15 protein-coding genes are annotated in these 20,896 nt (G+C 49.1%); 2 read left to right on the top strand and 13 right to left on the bottom strand.

What is annotated here, in order from left to right; genetic code table 11:
- Positions 1 to 2: 2 nt before the first annotated feature.
- The 11 genes from ACFFLD_RS15745 to ACFFLD_RS15695 all read right to left on the bottom strand — a co-directional run bounded on the left by ACFFLD_RS15745 (position 3) and on the right by ACFFLD_RS15695 (position 15,219).
- Positions 3 to 1,322, bottom strand: coding sequence for a lipopolysaccharide biosynthesis protein (locus ACFFLD_RS15745; RefSeq protein ID WP_386042021.1), 1,320 nt, complete (start codon positions 1,320 to 1,322; stop codon positions 3 to 5).
- Positions 1,323 to 1,474: 152 nt separating this feature from the next.
- Positions 1,475 to 2,416: a glycosyltransferase family A protein gene (locus tag ACFFLD_RS15740; protein WP_386042018.1), complete on the bottom strand. Its 942-nt coding sequence runs from the start codon at positions 2,414 to 2,416 to the stop codon at positions 1,475 to 1,477.
- Positions 2,417 to 2,436: 20 nt separating this feature from the next.
- Positions 2,437 to 3,393 carry a glycosyltransferase family 2 protein gene (locus tag ACFFLD_RS15735; RefSeq protein ID WP_386042015.1) on the bottom strand — a complete coding sequence of 319 codons (957 nt, stop codon included), beginning with the start codon at positions 3,391 to 3,393 and terminating at the stop codon, positions 2,437 to 2,439.
- An 8-nt stretch (positions 3,394 to 3,401) separates the two neighbouring features.
- Entirely contained in the window at positions 3,402 to 4,709 is a 1,308-nt protein-coding gene (locus tag ACFFLD_RS15730) for a lipopolysaccharide biosynthesis protein (protein ID WP_386042013.1), read from the bottom strand.
- 28 nt (positions 4,710 to 4,737) lie between these two features.
- The gene (locus ACFFLD_RS15725; protein WP_386042011.1) at positions 4,738 to 6,069 is read right to left on the bottom strand and encodes a UDP-glucose dehydrogenase family protein; all 1,332 of its coding nucleotides are present in this window, start codon (positions 6,067 to 6,069) and stop codon (positions 4,738 to 4,740) included.
- 67 nt (positions 6,070 to 6,136) lie between these two features.
- Positions 6,137 to 7,159, bottom strand: a complete 1,023-nt coding sequence (locus ACFFLD_RS15720; RefSeq protein WP_386042008.1) for an NAD-dependent epimerase — start codon at positions 7,157 to 7,159, stop codon at positions 6,137 to 6,139.
- Between the two features lie 28 nt (positions 7,160 to 7,187).
- The gene (locus ACFFLD_RS15715) at positions 7,188 to 9,389 is read right to left on the bottom strand and encodes a polysaccharide biosynthesis tyrosine autokinase (protein WP_386042006.1); all 2,202 of its coding nucleotides are present in this window, start codon (positions 9,387 to 9,389) and stop codon (positions 7,188 to 7,190) included.
- 75 nt (positions 9,390 to 9,464) lie between these two features.
- Positions 9,465 to 9,932, bottom strand: a complete 468-nt coding sequence (locus ACFFLD_RS15710) for a low molecular weight protein-tyrosine-phosphatase (RefSeq protein ID WP_386042004.1) — start codon at positions 9,930 to 9,932, stop codon at positions 9,465 to 9,467.
- A 1-nt stretch (position 9,933) separates the two neighbouring features.
- Positions 9,934 to 11,061: a polysaccharide export protein gene (locus ACFFLD_RS15705; RefSeq protein ID WP_386042002.1), complete on the bottom strand. Its 1,128-nt coding sequence runs from the start codon at positions 11,059 to 11,061 to the stop codon at positions 9,934 to 9,936.
- 334 nt (positions 11,062 to 11,395) lie between these two features.
- On the bottom strand, positions 11,396 to 13,537 hold the full coding sequence (locus tag ACFFLD_RS15700; protein ID WP_386042000.1) for a polysaccharide biosynthesis protein: 2,142 nt from the start codon (positions 13,535 to 13,537) through the stop codon (positions 11,396 to 11,398).
- Between the two features lie 695 nt (positions 13,538 to 14,232).
- Positions 14,233 to 15,219 carry an alpha/beta hydrolase gene (locus tag ACFFLD_RS15695; RefSeq protein ID WP_386041998.1) on the bottom strand — a complete coding sequence of 329 codons (987 nt, stop codon included), beginning with the start codon at positions 15,217 to 15,219 and terminating at the stop codon, positions 14,233 to 14,235.
- A gap of 253 nt (positions 15,220 to 15,472) precedes the next feature.
- On the opposite strand from ACFFLD_RS15695, the gene ACFFLD_RS15690 reads away from it, so the two are divergent.
- Positions 15,473 to 17,647: a malate synthase G gene (locus ACFFLD_RS15690; RefSeq protein WP_386041996.1), complete on the top strand. Its 2,175-nt coding sequence runs from the start codon at positions 15,473 to 15,475 to the stop codon at positions 17,645 to 17,647.
- Between the two features lie 67 nt (positions 17,648 to 17,714).
- Positions 17,715 to 18,128, top strand: coding sequence for a PaaI family thioesterase (locus ACFFLD_RS15685; protein ID WP_386041994.1), 414 nt, complete (start codon positions 17,715 to 17,717; stop codon positions 18,126 to 18,128).
- Positions 18,129 to 18,343: 215 nt separating this feature from the next.
- Here the strand turns inward: ACFFLD_RS15685 and ACFFLD_RS15680 are convergent, their stop codons facing one another.
- Both ACFFLD_RS15680 and ACFFLD_RS15675 read right to left on the bottom strand, forming a co-directional pair.
- Positions 18,344 to 19,948, bottom strand: coding sequence for an ABC transporter ATP-binding protein (locus ACFFLD_RS15680; protein ID WP_386041992.1), 1,605 nt, complete (start codon positions 19,946 to 19,948; stop codon positions 18,344 to 18,346).
- 9 nt (positions 19,949 to 19,957) lie between these two features.
- Complete coding sequence (locus ACFFLD_RS15675) at positions 19,958 to 20,890, bottom strand: ABC transporter permease (protein WP_386041990.1); 933 nt, start codon at positions 20,888 to 20,890, stop codon at positions 19,958 to 19,960.
- Positions 20,891 to 20,896: the final 6 nt, after the last annotated feature.

Here is a 20,896-nt window from a genome sequence, read left to right as displayed (position 1 = left end):
AATTAATTACTGAATTCAACTTCAGCCTTTAGAATTTTTGCCACTCGTGCTATTACTCCTGTTTGAAAAATTAACATGGAAACCCCATATAATAGTACAAAGCTCTCAGGCGTGATATCAATTTGTTTTGCCATACTAATCAGTAAAATTATCATAGCAATTCTCAATACATTCCATAATAAAAATTCTTTTTGCCTATTAAAAACATTTACAAAAGCAGGCATAGGGACTGCGATAATAGTTGCTACTAAATAAACAGAAAGATATGAAGCAAATGTACCAGCTTGTACCCATTCAGAACCTAATATTGCAGGCAATAAGATAGGAGCCAACGTAAATACTGATATGCATGCTATCGTTGAAACCAAGAGGAGCTTTTTCGTTATGTCATTAAATACTTTTTGTATTTCTGTAGGATTATTTTTGCTAATACTTGCCAGCTCGCCGTAAGCTGCTTTTGTAAGTGCACCGCTAATAAAAGTGACAGGCATACTTACCAGCATCTTCGCGATTGCTAGTTGGCCAGCAACTGCCACACCAAAAAACGAAGCTACAAATAATAATGGCGCTTGTTGAGCAGCAATAAGAAGAAATTGAGAAGGCACACGAAAAAAAGGAAAACCACGATAATGCCATGCGCCTTTGCGCATACGTGACCAGCTTAAGTGTGTCCAGTTAGTCCTGAAGTCAGAGTGAAAATTACTAAATAATCTTGTAGATCCACCACCTTGAGCTAAGACTTGCCCTAAAAGTAAACCATAAGGTTTAAACGCTAATAAACCTAACAGTACTTTTGTTATGGAGCCTGTTAGACTCTGCAACACGTTTGTCTTCGCTATAATACGATAGTTTCTTTTTCTTGTAGCCCATAAGCTTAACATTTCGTAAATTGAAGCTCCCAAAACGCCAACTACAATTAGCCACCATAAAGTTGAAATCTCTTCCATAGAAAAATAGGATAAAATTTCTTCTCCAAATAACCACATTACTATTGAAGTTATCGATATGTTCAATAACATAAGCCCAACAGAAACAATAAGCATATTAAATGCAATACCATCATGGCGAGGCAATGGAAGCGATAAGCTATAGCGCAAAGTCATAATAGGGGTGAGCATAGCGACTACAGCAGTAAAAATGGCCAAGATACCAAAGTCTTCTGGCGCATATATTCTTGTTAAAATAGGAACGGCAATGATGCCAATCACTTTAGCAATACCACTGCCAAGTGCCATTGTTGCCATACCTCTAAAAACATTACTGGCTGAACCGCCGAAGCTTTTCTTAAGATATTTACGAGCTTTTTTAATAGGTTTAGACATTGTCTTATCTAACATTTTATTTGGCCAATAATGTTGCTGAAGACATTTCAGCTTGAGCACTTTAGTTTAATCAAAAATCATAAGTTTATTCTTAATCAAACTTGACGGAGATTGACTTAACTTCTAGTTAACACATCAAACTTAAAGAGCTGCTAATGTTTATTGTCAGATTTAAAAAAAACAATCTTAACTGTTAGCAGTATATATCTTATCCAGTGATACAACTCTCGTAGAGAACCTGGTTTTTTTGATAAAGCGTCTTGCCAAACATTTTTTGCTGAAGCTTCGTCGCCTTGTTCCATTAAGCGCTTTGCATAGGAAAGTTGAGCTCCTCGTTTTCTTATTTCAAGCTCATTGGCTGAAAAGTAGCCAAGCCTTTCCGCTTTTCGTAAAAATTTTAAATTATTTTCAAATGCTTTAGCCGGTTGCTGAGGTCGGGTTAACGAGCCAAGTCTGCTATTTTTTTCAAAACAGATAGTGACCTTTCCTTTACATTTTAATCCTTGTCGTAAAAGGCGGATGATAAGATCATAATCCTCATTATTAACAAGATTTTCATCAAATCCTTCAATAGCAACCAAGTGATGGGTTCGAAATAAAAAAGTATGCACTCCCCCTGCTACGCCGCGTTTACGACCTACTTTGCTAGTAGCGACACATCCATCTAAATTGCCGTAAGGATAAAGCTTACCAGTCGCGCGATCACGATGGGTTCCATATACTCCAAAATAATCATCCGTTAACGCATCCAGCGATCGCCACATGTTTTTTAAGTTATCGGATACCATATAATCGTCAGCGTCTAAAAATGTCACATACGGAGTTCTTACTAGCCTTAATCCTGTGTTTCGGGCAGATGAAGGACCTTTATTAATTTGTTTTAAATAGAGAATACGGGTAGAAAATTGATTACTTTTTTCAAATTCTCGGGCTATGTTCGAAGCATCACTGTTATGTGATCCATCATCTACAACAATTAGCACTTCAGGCGGAGCGGACTGTATCAATATAGAGGTCAGTGCTTCTCTCAGATAGTTACTATCATTATAGGTTGGAACAATAACTGTGATAGGTAAGCATTGTTCTGCTGTCATTTGATAAAACTTATAAGTTATTACATGAGTAATGTCAAAAGCTTAGGAAGTTTTAATGCTTTTGCTACTTTAGAAACATTCGTTCTTACCGTCTCGAATGCCACAAGCCCCATCACCTTAAACAACCAATCCTCAAAGTGAGTAAAATAACATGGTTGAATGCCTTTAGGCAGTTTTAGTAAAGTTTGACGGTAAGTGGTTAGTGCTTCATCTTTCAAGCCCAAACGCCATAGCTGTTGGCTGATTCTAACCTTATGATGAGCGATGGCTTCTATATGTGAGGCAGATAATGCATAGTCCTCTTCAATGCGCTCCAAAATTCTAATGATATTGTAGTACATATCAGCGCCCGCCTGTCGGCTTAGACTTTCATCATGGGTTCGGATATCCACGCCCACTTGACCGGTTGAAATAAATTCACGGGACCTATTTGCCAGTAATCTTAGATGTAAATCATACTCTTGCGCACAAGATAAATCTTCGCGGAAGCCACCGATAGCGAGCAGGTCAAAGCGATAGTGAAGTGGCCCAGGCGTTGGCGGCGAGCCATAAGCCAAGGCAGTGATGAAATCAAAACTAGGTTTATTCCAGAAGGCCGCTAGCTTTCCACCTGGCATTGCTGCGACATCACTAACAGGAATCGAGTGGCGGTTATTGACTAAATTGAGCTTACTTTCTATGCAATTGGGTCGCAGCACATCATCGGCATCCAACCATTGCACTCTTTCACCCTTGGCCACGTAGAGCCCTACGTTTCTGGCATGACAGGCGCCACGGTTATCCGTCTTTAGATAACGAATGCTATTCTTGTAGCATTCAATAACCTTACCGCTGGCATCAAGTGATCCATCATTGACGACGATCACTTCACAGTGTGGATACGTTTGTGCCAGGGCGCTTTCAATTGCTTCTGCTACGTATTTTTCTGCGTTGTAACAAGGAATTATTATCGAGACGAGTGGCAGCTTATGGCTCATTATATCCATTAAAGAGCTACTTGATCCATGTATGTCGAAGAACGCTTGGCAACCTGTAATACAATTAAAGTCAGCACGCTATAGGATACAATATTGACGATACTGAATAATGCAATGGCCACGATGGCACTGTCCCAAAGCAAAGCTCCAACCAACAAGGCTGAGAGTCTAACCACTGCACTGATAACCTCATGTAGCAGGAAGAAGCGTTCTAACCCCAGTACTGGAATGGCTGCCACGCTCGGTCTAGCGGCAAAACTCACTATTGTCCAGAGCGCTAGCCATTGAGTAAAGTTACCGGCTTGACGCCATTCACTCCCAAATGCCCATCCAAACAAACTAGGAGCTACTATGATCAAGCTGCCGAATAGCAAGACACCAATCGCCAGCAGAGCGAGTGTCGCATTGAATACCAGTCGCGGTATGCTTTCCCTCTCCATAGCGGCCTCATTAATGCGAGGATAAAGCACCGTGACGACAGAATGACCCACTAGCTTTGCTGGAGCTTCCAACACCATTCTACTAAGCGCATAAAAGCCCGCTGTTGACGCCCCGAATGACGCGGTAAGGATTACCAACGGCAAACCCTGCGAGGCGGCATTCAGTATCGATTGGGGAGTACGAAAAAAAACAAAATCTTTGTATCGAAAAGCTAGTTTTTGGTAGGTACTGAACGGTTTCAGTAAACGCACAGATCTAGTGCTAAAGGCAAAAGATGATACTTGTCTACTAAGCATGAATGCATGGAGACCACTGCCAAATGTAGTCACCAGAATCAGTACGCCTGCTTGTGGTATTACCATCCCTATTGCTACTTTAGCGCCGTTGACCAGAAGTGCCTGGACAACTCCAATTTTAGCTTTAAAAACAAATTTTTTTTTGCGAATTACCCATTGCATCATAGACGTTAAAAATGCGGATAAACCTATCGCAACCGGCAAGGCAAACATATAGGGAGCCATTGCTTCTAAGCCTATTAGAGCGACAAATGCCCCCCCCCAAAGCCATAACAAGCCAGCAATAAGAATGGCGTTTATTAATCCCAGTAAAATGGACAGCTGTACAAGACAGATTGCCTCATCGTCGTGCTTGGGTAGTACGATTGCCATCGGATAATTCAAAGCCGCTAGCGGTGCCGTGACTGCCAAAATAGCTAAAAATGTTCCTAAAATACCAAAGGCTTCAGGAGTATATAATCGTGTCACTAGTGGAGAAAAAACTAGGGAGATAGCCTGTGCTCCTGCAGTCCCCGATACCACTATCGCGACATTTCGAATAACACGATTATTGGTGAGTCGCTTAATGCTTCTCCACATGGCAGCCTTGCTTGACAATGTTTATACCTTAAACAACGCGTCTACCCACTGAATAGTAGGTGAATCCCTTACGTTGCATACGGCCAGGCTCATAGAGATTGCGCCCATCAAAAACAACGGGTTTGTTTAACTGTTGTTTAATCAGATCAAAATCCGGTGCGCGAAAGCTCTGCCATTCGGTCACGATAACGAGTGCATCTGCTTCTTTTAAGGCAGCTTCTTTGGTACCACACAATGACAGGTCGTCTCGGGTACCGTAAATGCGCTGGGTTTCTTCCATCGCTTCAGGGTCATATGCTTTGACCTGAGCTCCTGCACTCCATAATGCTTCCATTAGCACGCGACTCGGCGCTTCTCGCATATCATCGGTATTAGGCTTAAATGACAGTCCCCACAGCGCAAACGTTTTTCCTTCGAGCTGGCCTTCGAAGTGCTGGTGAATTTTCGCAAACAACGTCGTTTTCTGTTCCTGGTTACGTGCTTCAACAGCTTTAAGTAACGTGGCATCAAAATCAATGTTCCCTGCGGTACGGATCAGTGCTTGTACGTCTTTAGGGAAACATGAGCCGCCGTACCCTACGCCAGGATAAATGAAGTGATAGCCAATGCGTGGATCAGAACCGATTCCTTGGCGTACCATTTCAATATCTGCACCAAGCCGCTCGGCAAGATTGGCTATTTCATTCATAAAGCTAATCTTGGTGGCCAACATACAGTTAGCCGCATACTTGGTTAGCTCAGCGCTTCGTACGTCCATGACGATAACTTTGTCATGGTTACGATTAAATGGCGCATAGAGCTCACGCATCACTTCTATAGTGTCATTGTTCTCGGTGCCAATGATGATTCGATCTGGCCTTTGACAGTCAGCAACTGCGCTACCTTCTTTTAAGAACTCAGGATTAGACACCACATCAAATTTTAGCTCCTCTCGACCACGCTTGGCGAGGATTTCTGCAACTTTAGCTTTCACCTTATCGGCAGTCCCTACGGGCACTGTCGATTTATCAATGATAATCTGCTCACTCTGCATATGCTCGGCAATGGTTTGGGCTACCGACAGCACATATTTGAGATCAGCTGAGCCATCCTCATCTGGTGGTGTACCTACTGCAATAAACTGCACTTGGCTATGCTTGACGCCAGCTTCGGCGTCAGTAGTGAACTCTAGCCGACCCGCCGCATAGTTCTCTCGAACCAACGTTTCAAGGCCAGGTTCATAAATAGGAATTTCTCCCTGATTGAGACGCTCGACCTTCTTGGCATCCACATCAACACATACGACATGGTGACCCACATCAGCCAAAATGGCCCCCTGCACCAAACCTACATACCCTGTTCCAAACACAGTGACGTTCATGCCGCTCCTTACCTATTTCTTGTCTATCTCACTACTGCAACGATGCAGTATCTGGTCGCAATGGTCGTTACACCTGATAATAATCTCGATACCAAGCGACAAAGTTCGCTACGCCTTCTTTAACCGGTGTGGCGGGTTGGTAATCAACAGCACGTTTAAGCTCACTGCTATCAGCGTAGGTATCCGGCACATCCCCAGGCTGAAGCGGCAGTAAATCCTGCTTGGCAGGCTTATCTAGTGCTTCTTCAAGTGCTTCGATATAAGCACTCAACTTAACCGGGTTATTATTGCCAATATTGAAAAGGCGATAAGGAGCATTACTCGTTGCCGGATCGGGGTCATCGCTATTCCAGTCAGTATTAGACTCAGCGACTTGGTCGCTTGCTCGAATCACGCCTTCCACGATATCAGCTACATAGGTGAAATCACGAGTATGATTTCCATGGTTGAACACTGTAATCGGCTCATCCGCCAATATGCTTTTGGTAAACTTAAACAGCGCCATATCCGGGCGGCCCCAAGGGCCGTATACCGTAAAAAAGCGAAGACCGGTGGTGGGTAGTCCAAACAAGTGACTATAACTATGCGCCATCATTTCGTTGGCTTTTTTCGTGGCTGCGTAAAACTGAAGCGGGTGGTTAGCGCCATCATGCTCAGAGAAAGGCATGCGCGTATTAGCACCGTATACCGAGCTGGTGCTGGCATACGTTAAATGCGGCGTCTTAGCGTAACGGCAGGCTTCTAATATATTGGTAAAAGCAACAATATTGCTTTCCACATAGCTGTGCGGGTTTTCGATGGAATAGCGCACGCCAGCTTGCGCGGCCAAATGGATAACGCGATCAAACGAGTGTTCATTAAAACAAGCCGTAACCGCTGCTTGATTGGCCAGATTATCGCGGATAAAGTGAAACGATGAGCCTGTTTTTTGCGCAATGCTCTCTAACTGTTCAAGACGCCGCTCTTTAATATCAACATCGTAATAATCATTGACGCTATCGAAACCGACGACATCATCGCCTCTTTCTAATAAACGACTAACGGTGTGAAAACCAATAAATCCTGCGGCGCCGGTTACAAGAACCTTCATATCTATCTCCCTTTAAAAAGTGACTGATCTACTGATATTTGTAAGTACCGTAACCGTAGTAGCCCGACGCGCCACGTGAGGATATTTTCACGCCGTTCAAAATGGCACCTTGGATTTCAAGCCCGCTACCCTCCAGGCGCTTCTTAGCCATGCGTATTTCACGTACCGAGTTTTTATTAAACCTTGTAACCATTAGTGTGGTACCACAATGTTTTCCGGCGACACAGGCATCCGTCACTGCCAACACTGGTGGTGTATCAACAATCACCATATCGTACATTTCGCTTAGATCCTGGAGTGCTTGCTCAAACCCAGGTCGCATTAGCAGTTCAGAAGGGTTATTGGCGATGACCCCGCGTGTAATAACATCGTAGTGAGGGATGCCCGTTGGTTTGATAACGTCCTCAAGCGTGAGTTCTTCACTAAGAAGCTCGACCATACCGCCAGCACTCGGCTGACCGAAGGCGTGATGTAAATTACCTTTACGCAGATCCGCATCAATGATGAGGACTTTTTTGCCAGCCATCGCAGAGATAGCGCCAAGATTAACGCTGACAAAGCTTTTTCCCACTCCAGGGCTAGGGCCTGTCAACATAACGCGATTATTGCGACCGTCCATCATGGTAAAGTGAAGGCTAGTGCGTAAGCCCCTTAATGATTCAAGGGATAAATCCATTGGATCGCGTTGCGCTAACACCCCCCCGACCACACTTTTTGCTGTTTTTTTGCCACGCCGCTTGAGTAGCCGGTTGAGTTTATGCTGGGCCGAAGACTCAGGCACACTGGCATAGACGGTGAGGCCAACGCTTTCTACTTGCTCAGAAGATTCAATACCTCTTTTTAGCAGCTCTTTTAATAAGATATATCCGACAACCAGCAACAAACCTAAAATCGTATACAAGATAAAAATACGCGCTACATTTGGCGCAACTTTACCGCTGAGCACCGCATCATCAATAATTCGTATATTGCCGATGGTACCCGCACGAGCGACTTCTAACTCTTGTACTTTGTTGAGAATATTCACGTAGATTGCCTGCGTCACTTCTACTTCACGCGTACGTCTTAACACCTCTTGCTGGGCCGCCGGCAGCTCATTCACTCGGGCATTAAGCTCTTGCAGATCATTTTCAATCTGGCGCCGTTGGCGTAAGAGCGCTTGATAGTTAGGGTGGCTAGGCGTGAAGCGCTGTGCTAGTTCTGCTTCTTGAAACTCCAACTCATCAAGGCGAGTATCAAGCTCAATATAACGTTGGATAGCAGCTTGAGCCTCGCTACTAAGGTCAACACTGTCTAAGTTCGATCGATAGTCGTTTAAGTTTTGCTCCGCCAGATCCAATTGTTCCCGTAACTCAGGGGCTTGTTTTTGGAGAAACTCAAGACTTTGTTGTGCTTGTTCCGATTGACGCTCGATATTCTGCGTTAAGAAGGTTTGTGCTACGGCATCTAAGCTGCGGGTAATCTCACTTGGATTTTCCCCGTACATAAGAAGCCTGATCATGCCCGTGGTGGTGCCTGCCCCACCCACTTCCGCTACCTGTAATCGACTGCCTATACTGCGAATTGCCGATGGCATGCTTTGTCGAGTTAGCACGTACTGCGCACCTTCGGCGGCATCAAAACTTTCGATAGTAAGCTCAAGCTCTCCATCATAAAACACTTCAGGACGCCCTAACGTTCCGGTGAACACACGGTTATCGTCTTGCATTACGTAATAGGTGTCTTCAGGCCCTCTTTCAACAACGAAACTTTGGCCTCGAAGACTATCATCAGTGCTAAAACGAGCGACACTGATACTTTCATTGCCCCATACATGAGGATATCCCTCCATAAAGCCAGGGCGCGAAATACCTTTTCGCAAGACAAAGTCACCGATAAAAGGCAGCTCCACTGGTGACACAATAAAGTCACTGCCTACCCGCTCGACCACTTGGCCAAGTACCATGCGTGACTGCAGAATTTGCAACTCTGCCGACGTATTAAATTCACCGGTTCCTGTATTGGTGACATTTTCAACATTGCCCAATGGGCTAACGGTGTTGCGTCGTTCAACCTGCACCAAGGCATCGGCACGATAAATGGGAGTTGCCAACATACCGTGCAGAATACCAATTAAGGCAAACACTAATGTTATGCCGATAATGAGCCACTTTTTACGGAAAAGCGCACCAAACAGTCGGCTCAGGTCAATGGTGTCTTCCTGCGTACTATTTTGTGATGAGTCTGACATTGGCTCTATCGCTACACTCTCAGTCACACGCTATTTAAGCGTATGAATATGGTTAATTAAAAAGCTTTAAGTCGCCTACCACATGCTGTTTTTGCCGGTATTCGTAAGCTTTTCCCGCCAGGCTACACTCGCCGATTTAATCGTGTCGTATACAAGCTGACACACCTCATCGCTTCGCTGATAAGGGTCAGGTATGTCACGATCATTACTGGGCTTATCTGTTCGCCACATCCCAAACAGTAATGTTTTCCCTAACATTTCGGGCCATTTGCGAGCAATGACTTGTCTCTGCTTAGCGCTCATCACTAATACAAGATCGGCGTTAGCTAGTAAGTCGCGATCTATCGGCCGTGCCTGATGCTCGCTAAGATCATATCCATCTGCTTTTGCAAGCGCCGCGATACGTGGATCAGCACCACCTTTCCCAGCAGCGAGACCTGCCGACATCACTTCGATGTCGGCCAAACCCTGCTGCAATATAGCGGCGGCCACCGGGCTTCTGCAGATATTGCCGGTACACACTACCAGGATACGTTTGGTCATATTAAAGCAAGTCGTTTAGGCCATCACTGCTGCTGCCTAAGTCACCAGGGAGGTTAATAGAGGGCAAGAGAAGACTAATAACACGGTTCCAGCGGGCTATCGGAGCAGTCGTTACATAAACAATATCTTTAGGTTCTAGCTCAAAATTACTCGCCATTACCAAGGCAATTGCATTACTCACATCTAGCTGATACACCGTCGCGATTTTTTCAGCACTTGGCGCATTGCGGCGTAGTACAAAGATGCCGGAGGGCTCAGCGGTTTGTTCATTGATGCCGCCCGCGCGCGCTAGTGCATCGGTAAGTGATAAACGCTCACGATTCATACGCAGATTGCCGGGTGAGCGTACTTGGCCCAACATAGCGACACCTTGGTTATCAGCACTCGGCAGGTGTAATAAATCACCATCACGCAATAACCGATTTTGGCGCTGATCACCTTCACTTAGTAGCGAGAAAAGGGAAAGCTGCTCTTCTGTACCGTTGTGGAATAAATACATTTCATGCCAAAACGCATTTTCTGTCGGCCCACCGACTTCATTAATAGCATCCAAAACGGTCATCGGTACGTTAGTCACCGGGACTGAACCTGGCGAGGAAACGGCGCCAGTGACATGAAAGCGTTTAGAATTGAAAGCTGCGATAAACACATCTATTTGCGGTTCGGTAAGAAAGTCGGACAGCCCCCTAGTTAGCTGAACGCGAACCTCTTCGGTGGTTTTTCCTAATACATTCACGCGCCCGACAAACGGGTAAAAGATAGTGCCGTCAGAGCGAACGATGTTGCCAGCTTCCACAGCACTACGCTCACCACCGGTAGGAATGGTGAGCTCAGGGTGGTCGTAAACGACAACACTCAGCACGTCACCCACTCCTAACCTATATTCATAGTCGGTGATTTCGTTGCGCAACTCATCGGTAACAGGATGAACCCCTCGCGTTTGATCTTGCTGAGACGCCAATGACCTTATTAATTCAGGCGTAATAGGCTTGATATCGACAACTTGCATCAAGTCAGGTGATTCGGGAGCCTCGTAATCAATATCGCCTCCCGGCGCTAAGGAGCACCCTGTCATCAGCAGGGCAATTGAGGCCACAACCAGTAAGCGATAAATAGTTTGTTTTCTCATAATAGCGTCTACCTGAGCATGAGTTGAGCGGATGACCAAACCTGTTCATATCTCCTATGAATCAACTTTTAGTCCATTTTCTTACCGTGAGTGTTGAGCATTAAAGAAAGCTATTGCTTTTAGGCACGCTACCGCCCCGAGGTTTGAATGGCGCATCCTCGAGGCCAGTAGATTTAGTTCAATTTTTAATACCGCATGGGAGTGAAGCCCAGCGTCCACCGTTAACGTTTTATATTCAGATGAGGCATCACTCATCTAACGTGGCTTGATCACTTAGCCTACCGCCGGGGATAAACACCAACGGATTAACTCATTAAACATCCACTTAAAAGCACTAATGTTGTCGAGTGTTAGCACTGTCTATCAGTAGACTTGTGTTCTGAGCATTTCTCATGCTTTCCAATGGCGACGACGTCCTGGCATAAGAGTGTTGATGATCTTTTAAATGATTATCGCTTTTAGCCCCAGGTGACGCCGAGACATCAGGATGTGAAGCAACATGACTGAAAGGCTGAGTGACATGAGATTGCGTGGACTCGGAAAGCCAAAAGTGGTCCACAATATCGGACTGGGGGTGATAAGCCGTTGGTGCTGAAATGAGCAGGTCACGGATTTTTTTGGCATCCTGTTCTTTACAGGCTGCTTCCAGTTGCACCAGCAAAGGCTCAAGCGCCACCCAAGGCAGAAAGTCCTCTGAGGCGGTCATTATTCTGGGATGTCGGGTTTTCTCTGCACTATCCGTGGCGAGCAATTCTTCATAAAGCTTTTCACCGGGACGCAAACCAGTAAACCGGATGGCTATTTCGCCTTTTTTATCACCTGATATTTCGTTTTCACGAACCGCAGCTGTTTGCGCATCGTCCGGCACGGACATAAAGCGATAGCTCAGTCCGGAGAGCTTCACCATTCGAGTAGCAAGCTCTACTATCTTGACCGGTTTGCCCATATCTAAAACAAATACATCACCACCTGTTGCCATGCCGCTAGCTTGGATAACCAACTGTGCCGCTTCTGGGATGGTCATGAAATAACGAGTGATATCGGGATGGGTCACCGTAATAGGACCACCCTTTTCGATTTGGCGACGAAATAGCGGAACAACAGAGCCTGACGAACCCAGCACATTGCCAAATCGAACCATTGAAAAACGTGTATCTGTCTGTTCATCAGCGTATGCCTGACAGACTAGCTCCGCCATTCGCTTACTAGCCCCCATCACATTGGTAGGGCGAACAGCTTTGTCCGTAGAGACGAGCACAAAGGACTCGACTTGTTCCTTGATAGCGGCCTTGGCAACCTCCATCGTGCCAAACACATTATTTAGCACCCCTTCTGCCGGATTAAACTCAACCAGAGGCACATGCTTATAGGCAGCAGCATGATAAATAGTATCGATTTCAAACGTGCGAATCAGGCGCTCAATGACGTCGCCGTTGCGTACAGAGGCTAATGCAGGTTTCACTTCAACGCTGAGATGATCTTTCTCAATCAGTTGGGCAAGGTCCTGATCGATTTTATATAGCGAGTATTCGGAGGAGTCGACGATGATGAGCCGCTCTGGAAGCAGTCGAACAATTTGACGACACAGTTCACTGCCAATGGAGCCACCAGCTCCCGTCACCATGACTGATTTATGGGTAATATTGGCACCCATCAATGTCGGGTCAGGCGGCACCGGATCGCGTCCTAGCAGGTCTTCAACACGAACATCGCGTAGCTCATTGAACTTGGCCTTGCCAGACACCACATCGGCCATATCCGGTATGGTTTGCACCGGTATCGACAAAGGCTCGATAGATTCAATAATTTCCTGGCGGCGTGCTCGGGTGGCTTCAGGGATAGCCAATAAAAACTTTTCTACCCCAAAATTCTCGATCAACGTGGGTGTTGATTCGGGGCTATAAACCCTCAGCCCCTGTACGTGCGTCCCTTGCAGCAAAGGGGCATAATCCACAAACCCTACCGGCTCGTAGTCGCGCCCATGGCGTAGAGAAACCACCAATTGACGCCCTGCCGCACCCGCGCCATAGATAAGCACCCGTGTTTTTTGCAGCTGCTGACCGCGCTGATACATTAGTCGCAGCGCCAAGCGGATGCCGCCAATGGTAATAAACGCCAGCATGGTATAAATAAAAGGAACTGATCGAGGTACCGGCAGGTTAAGCGCCATGCTTACCACATATAGCGTTAACGCAGAGGCCAGCACCCCCGCACATAGCGCCTGCAATGCTTTAATGCCCATAAACCGCACAATTGAGTGATAAAACCCAAGGCGAATAAAAATAAACAGGCTAACAGGCACCATGACGGGCAACGCCAGCCACACTGAGTCGTTGGATAAAAACGCCAGGGAATCCAGCCGCAACAGCATTGCCAGCAAAAAACTGGCGACAATCAAGAAGGTATCAACCAAAAGCTGAATAAGTTGCTTCCGGCGTCTCGTGAGCCCGAATAGCGTTTTGATGACGAACATCATAGTGATTTCCCTGTCCCTGTATTGAACTCACCCGCAGCCTGCCAACGCATCATTGATGAACACTCATCACTGGCAAACACTCATAACACCATCAACCGGCCCTACGGTGCTTTCGTGTACAGGCAAGCCCTCCATCAACTGCACCGCTTAGCTGTTGCCTTCGTAAACATTCTTGACATCAGTTAACCGGTGAATTGTTGCAAAGCAATGATACGTAATCCCTACTTACATTACTAATTCGAAAAAAACCGTCCCGACATTTTCTCAATTTTAAAAATAGCCACAAAATCAAATAAAAACACTCACAATAACGTTATAATTGGCCTACTTTTATAATTCACTAAGCTGATGTACCTACTCTTTCAGTTACTTTTCTACACGTTTCTATCACGTTTCGCAACAATTCGTTTTTCTTTAGTATGAGAATGGGGGATAGCTACGCCCAAGCTGAGAAGCGTTCTTAAGCCTAAATCACCATCGCCCCTGTCTATCTCTCCGCGCAAAAAAAACCATAACTAATTGTATTAAAAACATTTATTAATCATGAGAGCGTTTCTCATCTTGTTTTAATGCCCTGTTAGGGCGCCAATGCAGGTACCTGCCTCTGCCGCAAGCATATCGAGACCTGCTTGCGACCATGAGAGAGTAACGATTCAACCATGAACCAACAGCGCCGCCCCGTGACATGTTTTTAATCACAGCTTATTTGGTGGAGCCACTATGCGATCAATAAAGGTATCTAAAGCGCTAAACAACACCTTACGGATTGGCTCAGCCTCATTGACCAAGTGGTGTCGCGCATCGGGATGGCGATGAATATCGGCATTAGGAAACTTTTCCGCCAGTACTACCAGATTCCACTCCCAGTCCACGGTTAAATCCTGCTCGCCCTGCAAAATCAAGGTGGGTACTTGGCTTGGGGGCTGGGCCAGTAAACGCGGCATCCAACGACGCATGGCAGTAATCCAGAGTACGCTTAAGCGTTCAGGCTGCAGCGGGTCATGTTCGCGTAAAAACTCAGTGAACTGCTCGTCGGTCGAGTTGGGCCGGTAATTGCGGGGTAATGCTTTTACAAAAGGGCTGGCAATTAAATGTAGCCAACTCGCCTGACTCCAGCGCCAGGGCCGCACTAACGGCGCCAACAGCACCAAGCCTGACCAACCAGCATCCTCGCGGCGTATGAGTGCGTCAGTGGCCAAAATAGCGCCGCCGGTACTTTGCCCTACTCCAAGCCATGGCTTTGGTGCCATGCCTTGACGCTCAAGGAGCGTCTGTAAATGGGTCAAACAATGCTGATAATCGTCAAAATCCTCTATTTCCGCCCGCGCTCCGCTTGAAAGCCCATGGCCGGGCAAGTCCCACAGCACAACCCGCCACCCCCTGGCCAGCATGTGTTGTAGCAAATGACGATATAACCCCATATGGTCAAAGTAACCATGGACGACAAAAGCAGTGCCTACCGGCAGAGGAGGACTCCACACTTGGCACCACAACGCAAAGCGTCCAGTATCAATAAAGCCTGCATACACTTCACTGGTATCGAGCAATAGCGTTGTTAAACCATAATGCTGAAAATACGCCTGCATAGCATCCGTTAGACTATCGCCGGGCAGCAGGCGGGTAAGGTAAGTCTCGTCGGAAGCGTGGCGAAACAAGCCTTCCAGATGTTGGAAATCACGCATCGTTGTTTCTCCATAACGCCATTTTCCGTTGGCCTAGACGCGACAGGTGAGCCGCGCCTCCATAATCCACTTCACAGCCATTCACATAGCTATTTACTTAGTCATTCACATAGTCATTTGGTCGAGCATTTTATCTCGATAAGGTCTACGCTGTTTACATGCCCGAGCAGGTGTGGAATTATTTTCCATAAATATATTTCAACCTGTCCGGGGCAACCATACCGCCTACGGGCAACCTCACAGGAGAATCTTTATGAGTGAGCGTATCACGCGCCACCGTTTGCAGGTGGCAGCCGACCTAGATCGTTTCATAAATGAGCAGGCGCTACCGGGCACTGGTGTTGATGAAAAGGCCTTTTGGGCCGGTGTGGATGCTTTATTTCATGATCTAGCGCCAAAAAATCGCCGCTTATTGGAAGAGCGCGATACATTGCAAGAACAGCTTGACAGCTGGCACCGAGAAAATCCTGGTCCTGTCACTGATATGCCTAAGTATCGCGCTTTCTTAAAGGAAGTAGGTTACTTAGCGCAAGCGCCGGCCAATGTGAAAGCAACGACCGCCAACGTAGACCGCGAAGTGGCTGTGCAGGCGGGACCGCAGCTGGTAGTCCCGGTTAGCAATGCCCGCTACGCCCTTAATGCCGCCAATGCACGCTGGGGCAGCCTGTATGACGCGCTGTACGGCACCGATGCGATCTCAGAAGAAGATGGCGCCGATAAAGGGACTAGTTTTAACCCCAAGCGCGGCGAAAAGGTCATTGCCTACGCGCGTGGCGTACTGGACCGCGCGGCCCCATTGGCTACCGGCTCCCACCGCGATGCAGTTAAATACGCGATTCGCGATGAGCACCTGGTGGTGACGCTTGATGGCGGCCGGGAAACCGGACTCAAGGATTCAGGCAAGCTCATTGGCTTTACTGGCGACACCTCTGCGCCTGAAACCATCCTGCTAGCTAATAACGGCTTGCACCTGGAAATCCAGATTGATGCCAGCCACGCCATTGGCAAGACTGATCCGGCAGGCGTGAAAGACGTAGTCGTGGAAGCCGCTCTCACCACCATTATGGACTGCGAAGACTCCGTCGCCGCGGTAGATGCCGAAGACAAGGTCGGTGTTTACAGCAACTGGCTTGGACTGATGAAAGGCGACCTGGAAGAAAGTATCGAGAAAGGCGACAAGACCTTTACCCGTAAGCTCAACGCTGACCGCACTTGGCAGACCACCGAAGGTGGCAAGATCACCCTGCCCGGCCGTTCGCTGATGTTCGTGCGCAACGTGGGGCACCTGATGACCACCCCGGCCATTCTGGATGCTGAGGGTAACGAGCTGCCTGAAGGAATTCTGGACGCCGTAGTGACGTCATTGCTTGCCCTGCATGACCTGAAAAAAGATGCCGACCAGCCTCGCAACTCGCGAACTGGCTCTGTGTATATCGTCAAGCCCAAAATGCACGGCCCTGCCGAAGTCGCCTTCGCCAACGAATTGTTTGGTCGCGTTGAGGATATTCTCGGCATGAGCCGCGACACGATTAAAATGGGCATCATGGACGAAGAGCGCCGTACTACCGTCAACCTCAAGGCATGTATTGCCGAGGCCTCTTCGCGTGTGGCATTTATTAATACCGGCTTCCTGGATCGTACGGGTGATGAAATGCATACCGCCATGGAAGCGGGTCCCATGGTGCGTAAAGGTGATATGAAAAGCGCTGACTGGATTCAGGCGTACGAGAAGAGCAATGTGCAGGTAGGCCTTGCTTGCGGCCTGCGTGGGCGCGCCCAGATTGGTAAAGGCATGTGGGCCATGCCTGACCTAATGCACAATATGTTGGAGCAGAAGATAGGGCATCCTAAAGCCGGTGCCAATACCGCCTGGGTTCCTTCACCCACAGCAGCAGCCCTACACGCGTTGCACTATCATCAGGTAGATGTCAGCGATGTTCAGCGCGAACTGGAAGCCCAGGGCGAACCGGACTTCCTAGATGACCTGTTAAGCGTGCCGGTGGCGGAAAACGCTAATTGGTCTGATGAAGAAATCCAGCAAGAATTGGACAACAATTGCCAGGGCATTCTCGGCTACGTAGTCCGCTGGGTAGAGCACGGCGTTGGCTGCTCCAAAGTGCCGGATATTCACGATGTAGGCCTGATGGAAGACCGCGCCACGCTGCGTATCTCCAGCCAGCACATCGCCAACTGGCTGCATCACGGCATTGTTGATGCACCACGCGTTGAAGAAACCCTCAAACGCATGGCCAAGGTGGTTGACGAACAAAACGCAGGCGATCCCACTTACACTGCGATGAGCAGTCACTTTGAGGACTCTACCGCGTTCAAGGCTGCCTCTGACCTGATCTTCAAAGGTCGCGTACAGCCCTCAGGCTACACCGAGCCGCTACTTCACGAGTGGCGTCAGGTGCATAAAGCCAAGTAAATTCGTTTCATGGTACAACTAGCCCCAAGGCATATGCCTTGGGGCTTTTTTATGAAGGATAACAACAATGACCGTCATGACTGTCGAACAGATCGAGCACTTCTTGGATGAAGTATTTCCCCAGCGAATGGGCAGAATTGAAAGCGTAGGTGAGATGTGTGCCACGATGCGCTTAACCGTAGGTTATGAGCACCTGCGCCCTGGCCCTAGGGTTTCCGGCCCCACGATGATGGGCTTTGCCGACGTGGCGCTATATGTGGCGATCCTGGCCCAGATAGGCCCTGAACCCATGGCGGTCACCAGCGATTTCAACTGCCACTTCCTACGCGCCGCCTCAGGCGATCACGATATTATCGCCCACGCCAAGCTGATTAAACTGGGCCGCCGGTTGGGCGTCGGTGAAGTGCAGGTGTTTTCCGCCGCTGATGATATCCGCCCGGTCGTTCACGTAACCGCTGGCTATGCGTTGCCGGCTGTTTAGCGACAGCTTGGCTAGTGTCAGAGAGCAACGATCCCCCCGCCTCTTGAACAGCAGGGGGGCTTCCTGCACCACCCGGTTGTCCTTAGTTATTGAGCGAGCACCCTAAGGCGGATTTAAATATGGCTCTCAATATCATTAACCCAGCTACCTTTAACCTAGCAGATGCCTTGGATCAGCCCGGCATGGCGTCGGGCTGGGTTGCTGGTGACGTTTGCCTAGGCTGCTTTGTCGTCATTTAAAAATGCAGCTTTAAGTAGCGCCTGGGTATAGGCGCTCTGTGGCTGGTCGAAAATCGCCTCGGTGCTGCCATCTTCCACGACACGGCCCTCTTTCATCACCAAAACGTGATCGGCCAGCGCGCGTACCACTGCGAGGTCGTGACTGATAAACAGGTAGGTGAGCCCATACTTTTGCTGCAGATCGCGCAGCAGGCGAATGACGCTCATCTGCACCGACCGGTCGAGCGCCGAGGTCGGCTCGTCGAGAAGCAAAAAGTCCGGCTTCAAGATCAACGCCCGGGCAATCGCGATACGCTGGCGTTGGCCGCCGGAAAACTCATGGGGGTAGCGCTTGCGCATCGCGGGATCAAGCGAGACTTCCTCGAGGGATTCGATCACCCGCTCCTCGCGCTCTTGGCGGCCAAGCTCGGGGAAATGAACCTTGAGCCCTTCGCTAATGATCTCGCCTACCGTCAAACGTGGCGACAGCGAGCCGAAGGGGTCCTGAAACACCACCTGCATACGTGAGCGCAGTGGACGCATCTGCGATTTATCAAAGCCAGTGATATCAGTATCTTCAAAGCGCAGCTGGCCCTCGCTTTTCAACAGCCGCAGCAACGCACGTCCCAGCGTGGACTTGCCGGACCCCGACTCGCCGACAATGCCTACAGTCTGACCACGACGCACATCGAGGCTGATACCGTGCACCGCCTGAAAGTATTCGTTTTTACCGAACAGGCGTTTGCGCACCGTAAAGCGCACCTTCATGTCGTCGGCCTGCAGGATCACCGGCGCGTCGTCGGCCACCGGCGCCTTGCGCCCGCTGGGCTCGGCGTCGAGCAGCATGCGCGTGTAGTCATGCTGGGGTGCTGTAAAAACCTCTTCGGTCGCCCCGCTCTCGACCAGTTCCCCCTGGCACATTACGCAGACCCGTTCGGCAAAACGGCGCACCAGACCCAAATCGTGGGTGATGAACAGAATCGCCATGCCGTACTGCTTTTGCAGGTCGCGCAGCAGATCAAGGATCTGCGCCTGAACGGTGACGTCGAGCGCCGTGGTGGGCTCATCGGCAATCAACAACCGCGGCTCGCAGGCCAGCGCCATGGCGATCATCACCCGCTGGCGCTGCCCGCCGGAAAGCTCGTGAGGATAGCTCGCTACACGCTTGGCCGGTTCAGGAATGCCCACCTGCTCCAGCAGTTCGACCACCCGGCTGCGCACGGCACTGCCGCTCATCTTGCGGTGTTTCTTGAGTACCTCGGCGATCTGGCGGCCAATCGGGTGGAGCGGATTGAGTGAAGTCATCGGCTCCTGAAAGATCATCGAGATATCATTGCCCAGCAGGGTGCGCATCCGCGCATTGGAGACCTCGACAAGGTTCTCCCCCTCAAAACGGATCGCCCCGGAGACCTTGGCCAGGCTCGGCAACAGCCGCATCAGCGCGGTGGAGGTAACCGACTTGCCCGAGCCCGACTCACCCACAAGCGCCAGGGTTTCGTTTTCGGCAATACTGAAGCTGACCCCTTTCACCGCCGAGACCGTGCCGTTGGGCAGTTCAAAATCCACTTTTAGATTATCGACTTCCAGTAGGACTTTCGACATTCTGGCCTCCTAGCGGGTGCGTGGGTCGAGGGCGTCGCGCAGCCCATCACCCAGAAAATTGAGACAAAACAGCGTCACGGCCAAGAAAAGCGCAGGAACGACCAGCATCCAGGGGGCACCTTGCATGTTGGACGTACCTTCACTGATCAGCACACCCCAACTGGTCAGCGGCTCCTGAACCCCCAGTCCCAAGAAGGACAAGAAGCTCTCGAGCAGAATCACCTTGGGCACCGTGAGCGTGACATAGATGATCACCGGGCCAATCGAGTTGGGAATCAAGTGGCGGGTAACGATCTTCGAGTCTTTCACCCCAAGTGCCTGGGAGGCCTCGACGAATTCGCGCCGCTTGAGCGCCAGGGTCTGTCCACGCACGATACGCGCCATGTCTAGCCACTCGACAGCGCCGATGGCAGCGTAGATCAGCAAAATATTGCGCCCCAGCACCACCATGAGCAGAATGACCAGAAACATGAAGGGCAGTGAATACATGATGTCCACAAAGCGCATCATGTAGTTATCCACGCGTCCGCCCAGGTAGCCAGCAATGGCGCCATAAAGCACTCCAATCACCAGGCTGACAAAGGTCGCTACCAGCGCGACCGAGAGCGAAATACGCCCGCCGTAAAGTGTTCGGGTCAACAGGTCGCGGCCGTTGGCGTCGGTGCCCAGCAGGTGAAAACCTTCGGTGGTGGGCGGCACGCCAAAGGCGCTCCAGTCCACTTCAGCAAGCCCCCAGGGCAGCAAAAACGGGCCTACGATACAGACCAGCGCAATCAGCGCCAGCAAAATGATACTGGCCATGGCGGCACGGTTCTGGCGCAGCCGACGCCAGGCTTCCTGCCCCAGGCTCTCGCCCTTGAGCGGCGCTTTGGGCGGGTTGGGGCCTTCGCCGCCAACACCATTCTCCGCCTGCTCTTCAGTGGCGTGATAAGTAGAAGTCATAACGCG

Source organism: Vreelandella sulfidaeris, assembly GCF_042429665.1.
Lineage (GTDB): Bacteria > Pseudomonadota > Gammaproteobacteria > Pseudomonadales > Halomonadaceae > Vreelandella.
The sequence above is the reverse complement of the archived record's forward strand: the minus strand, read 5'-3'. Positions and strand labels throughout refer to the sequence as shown.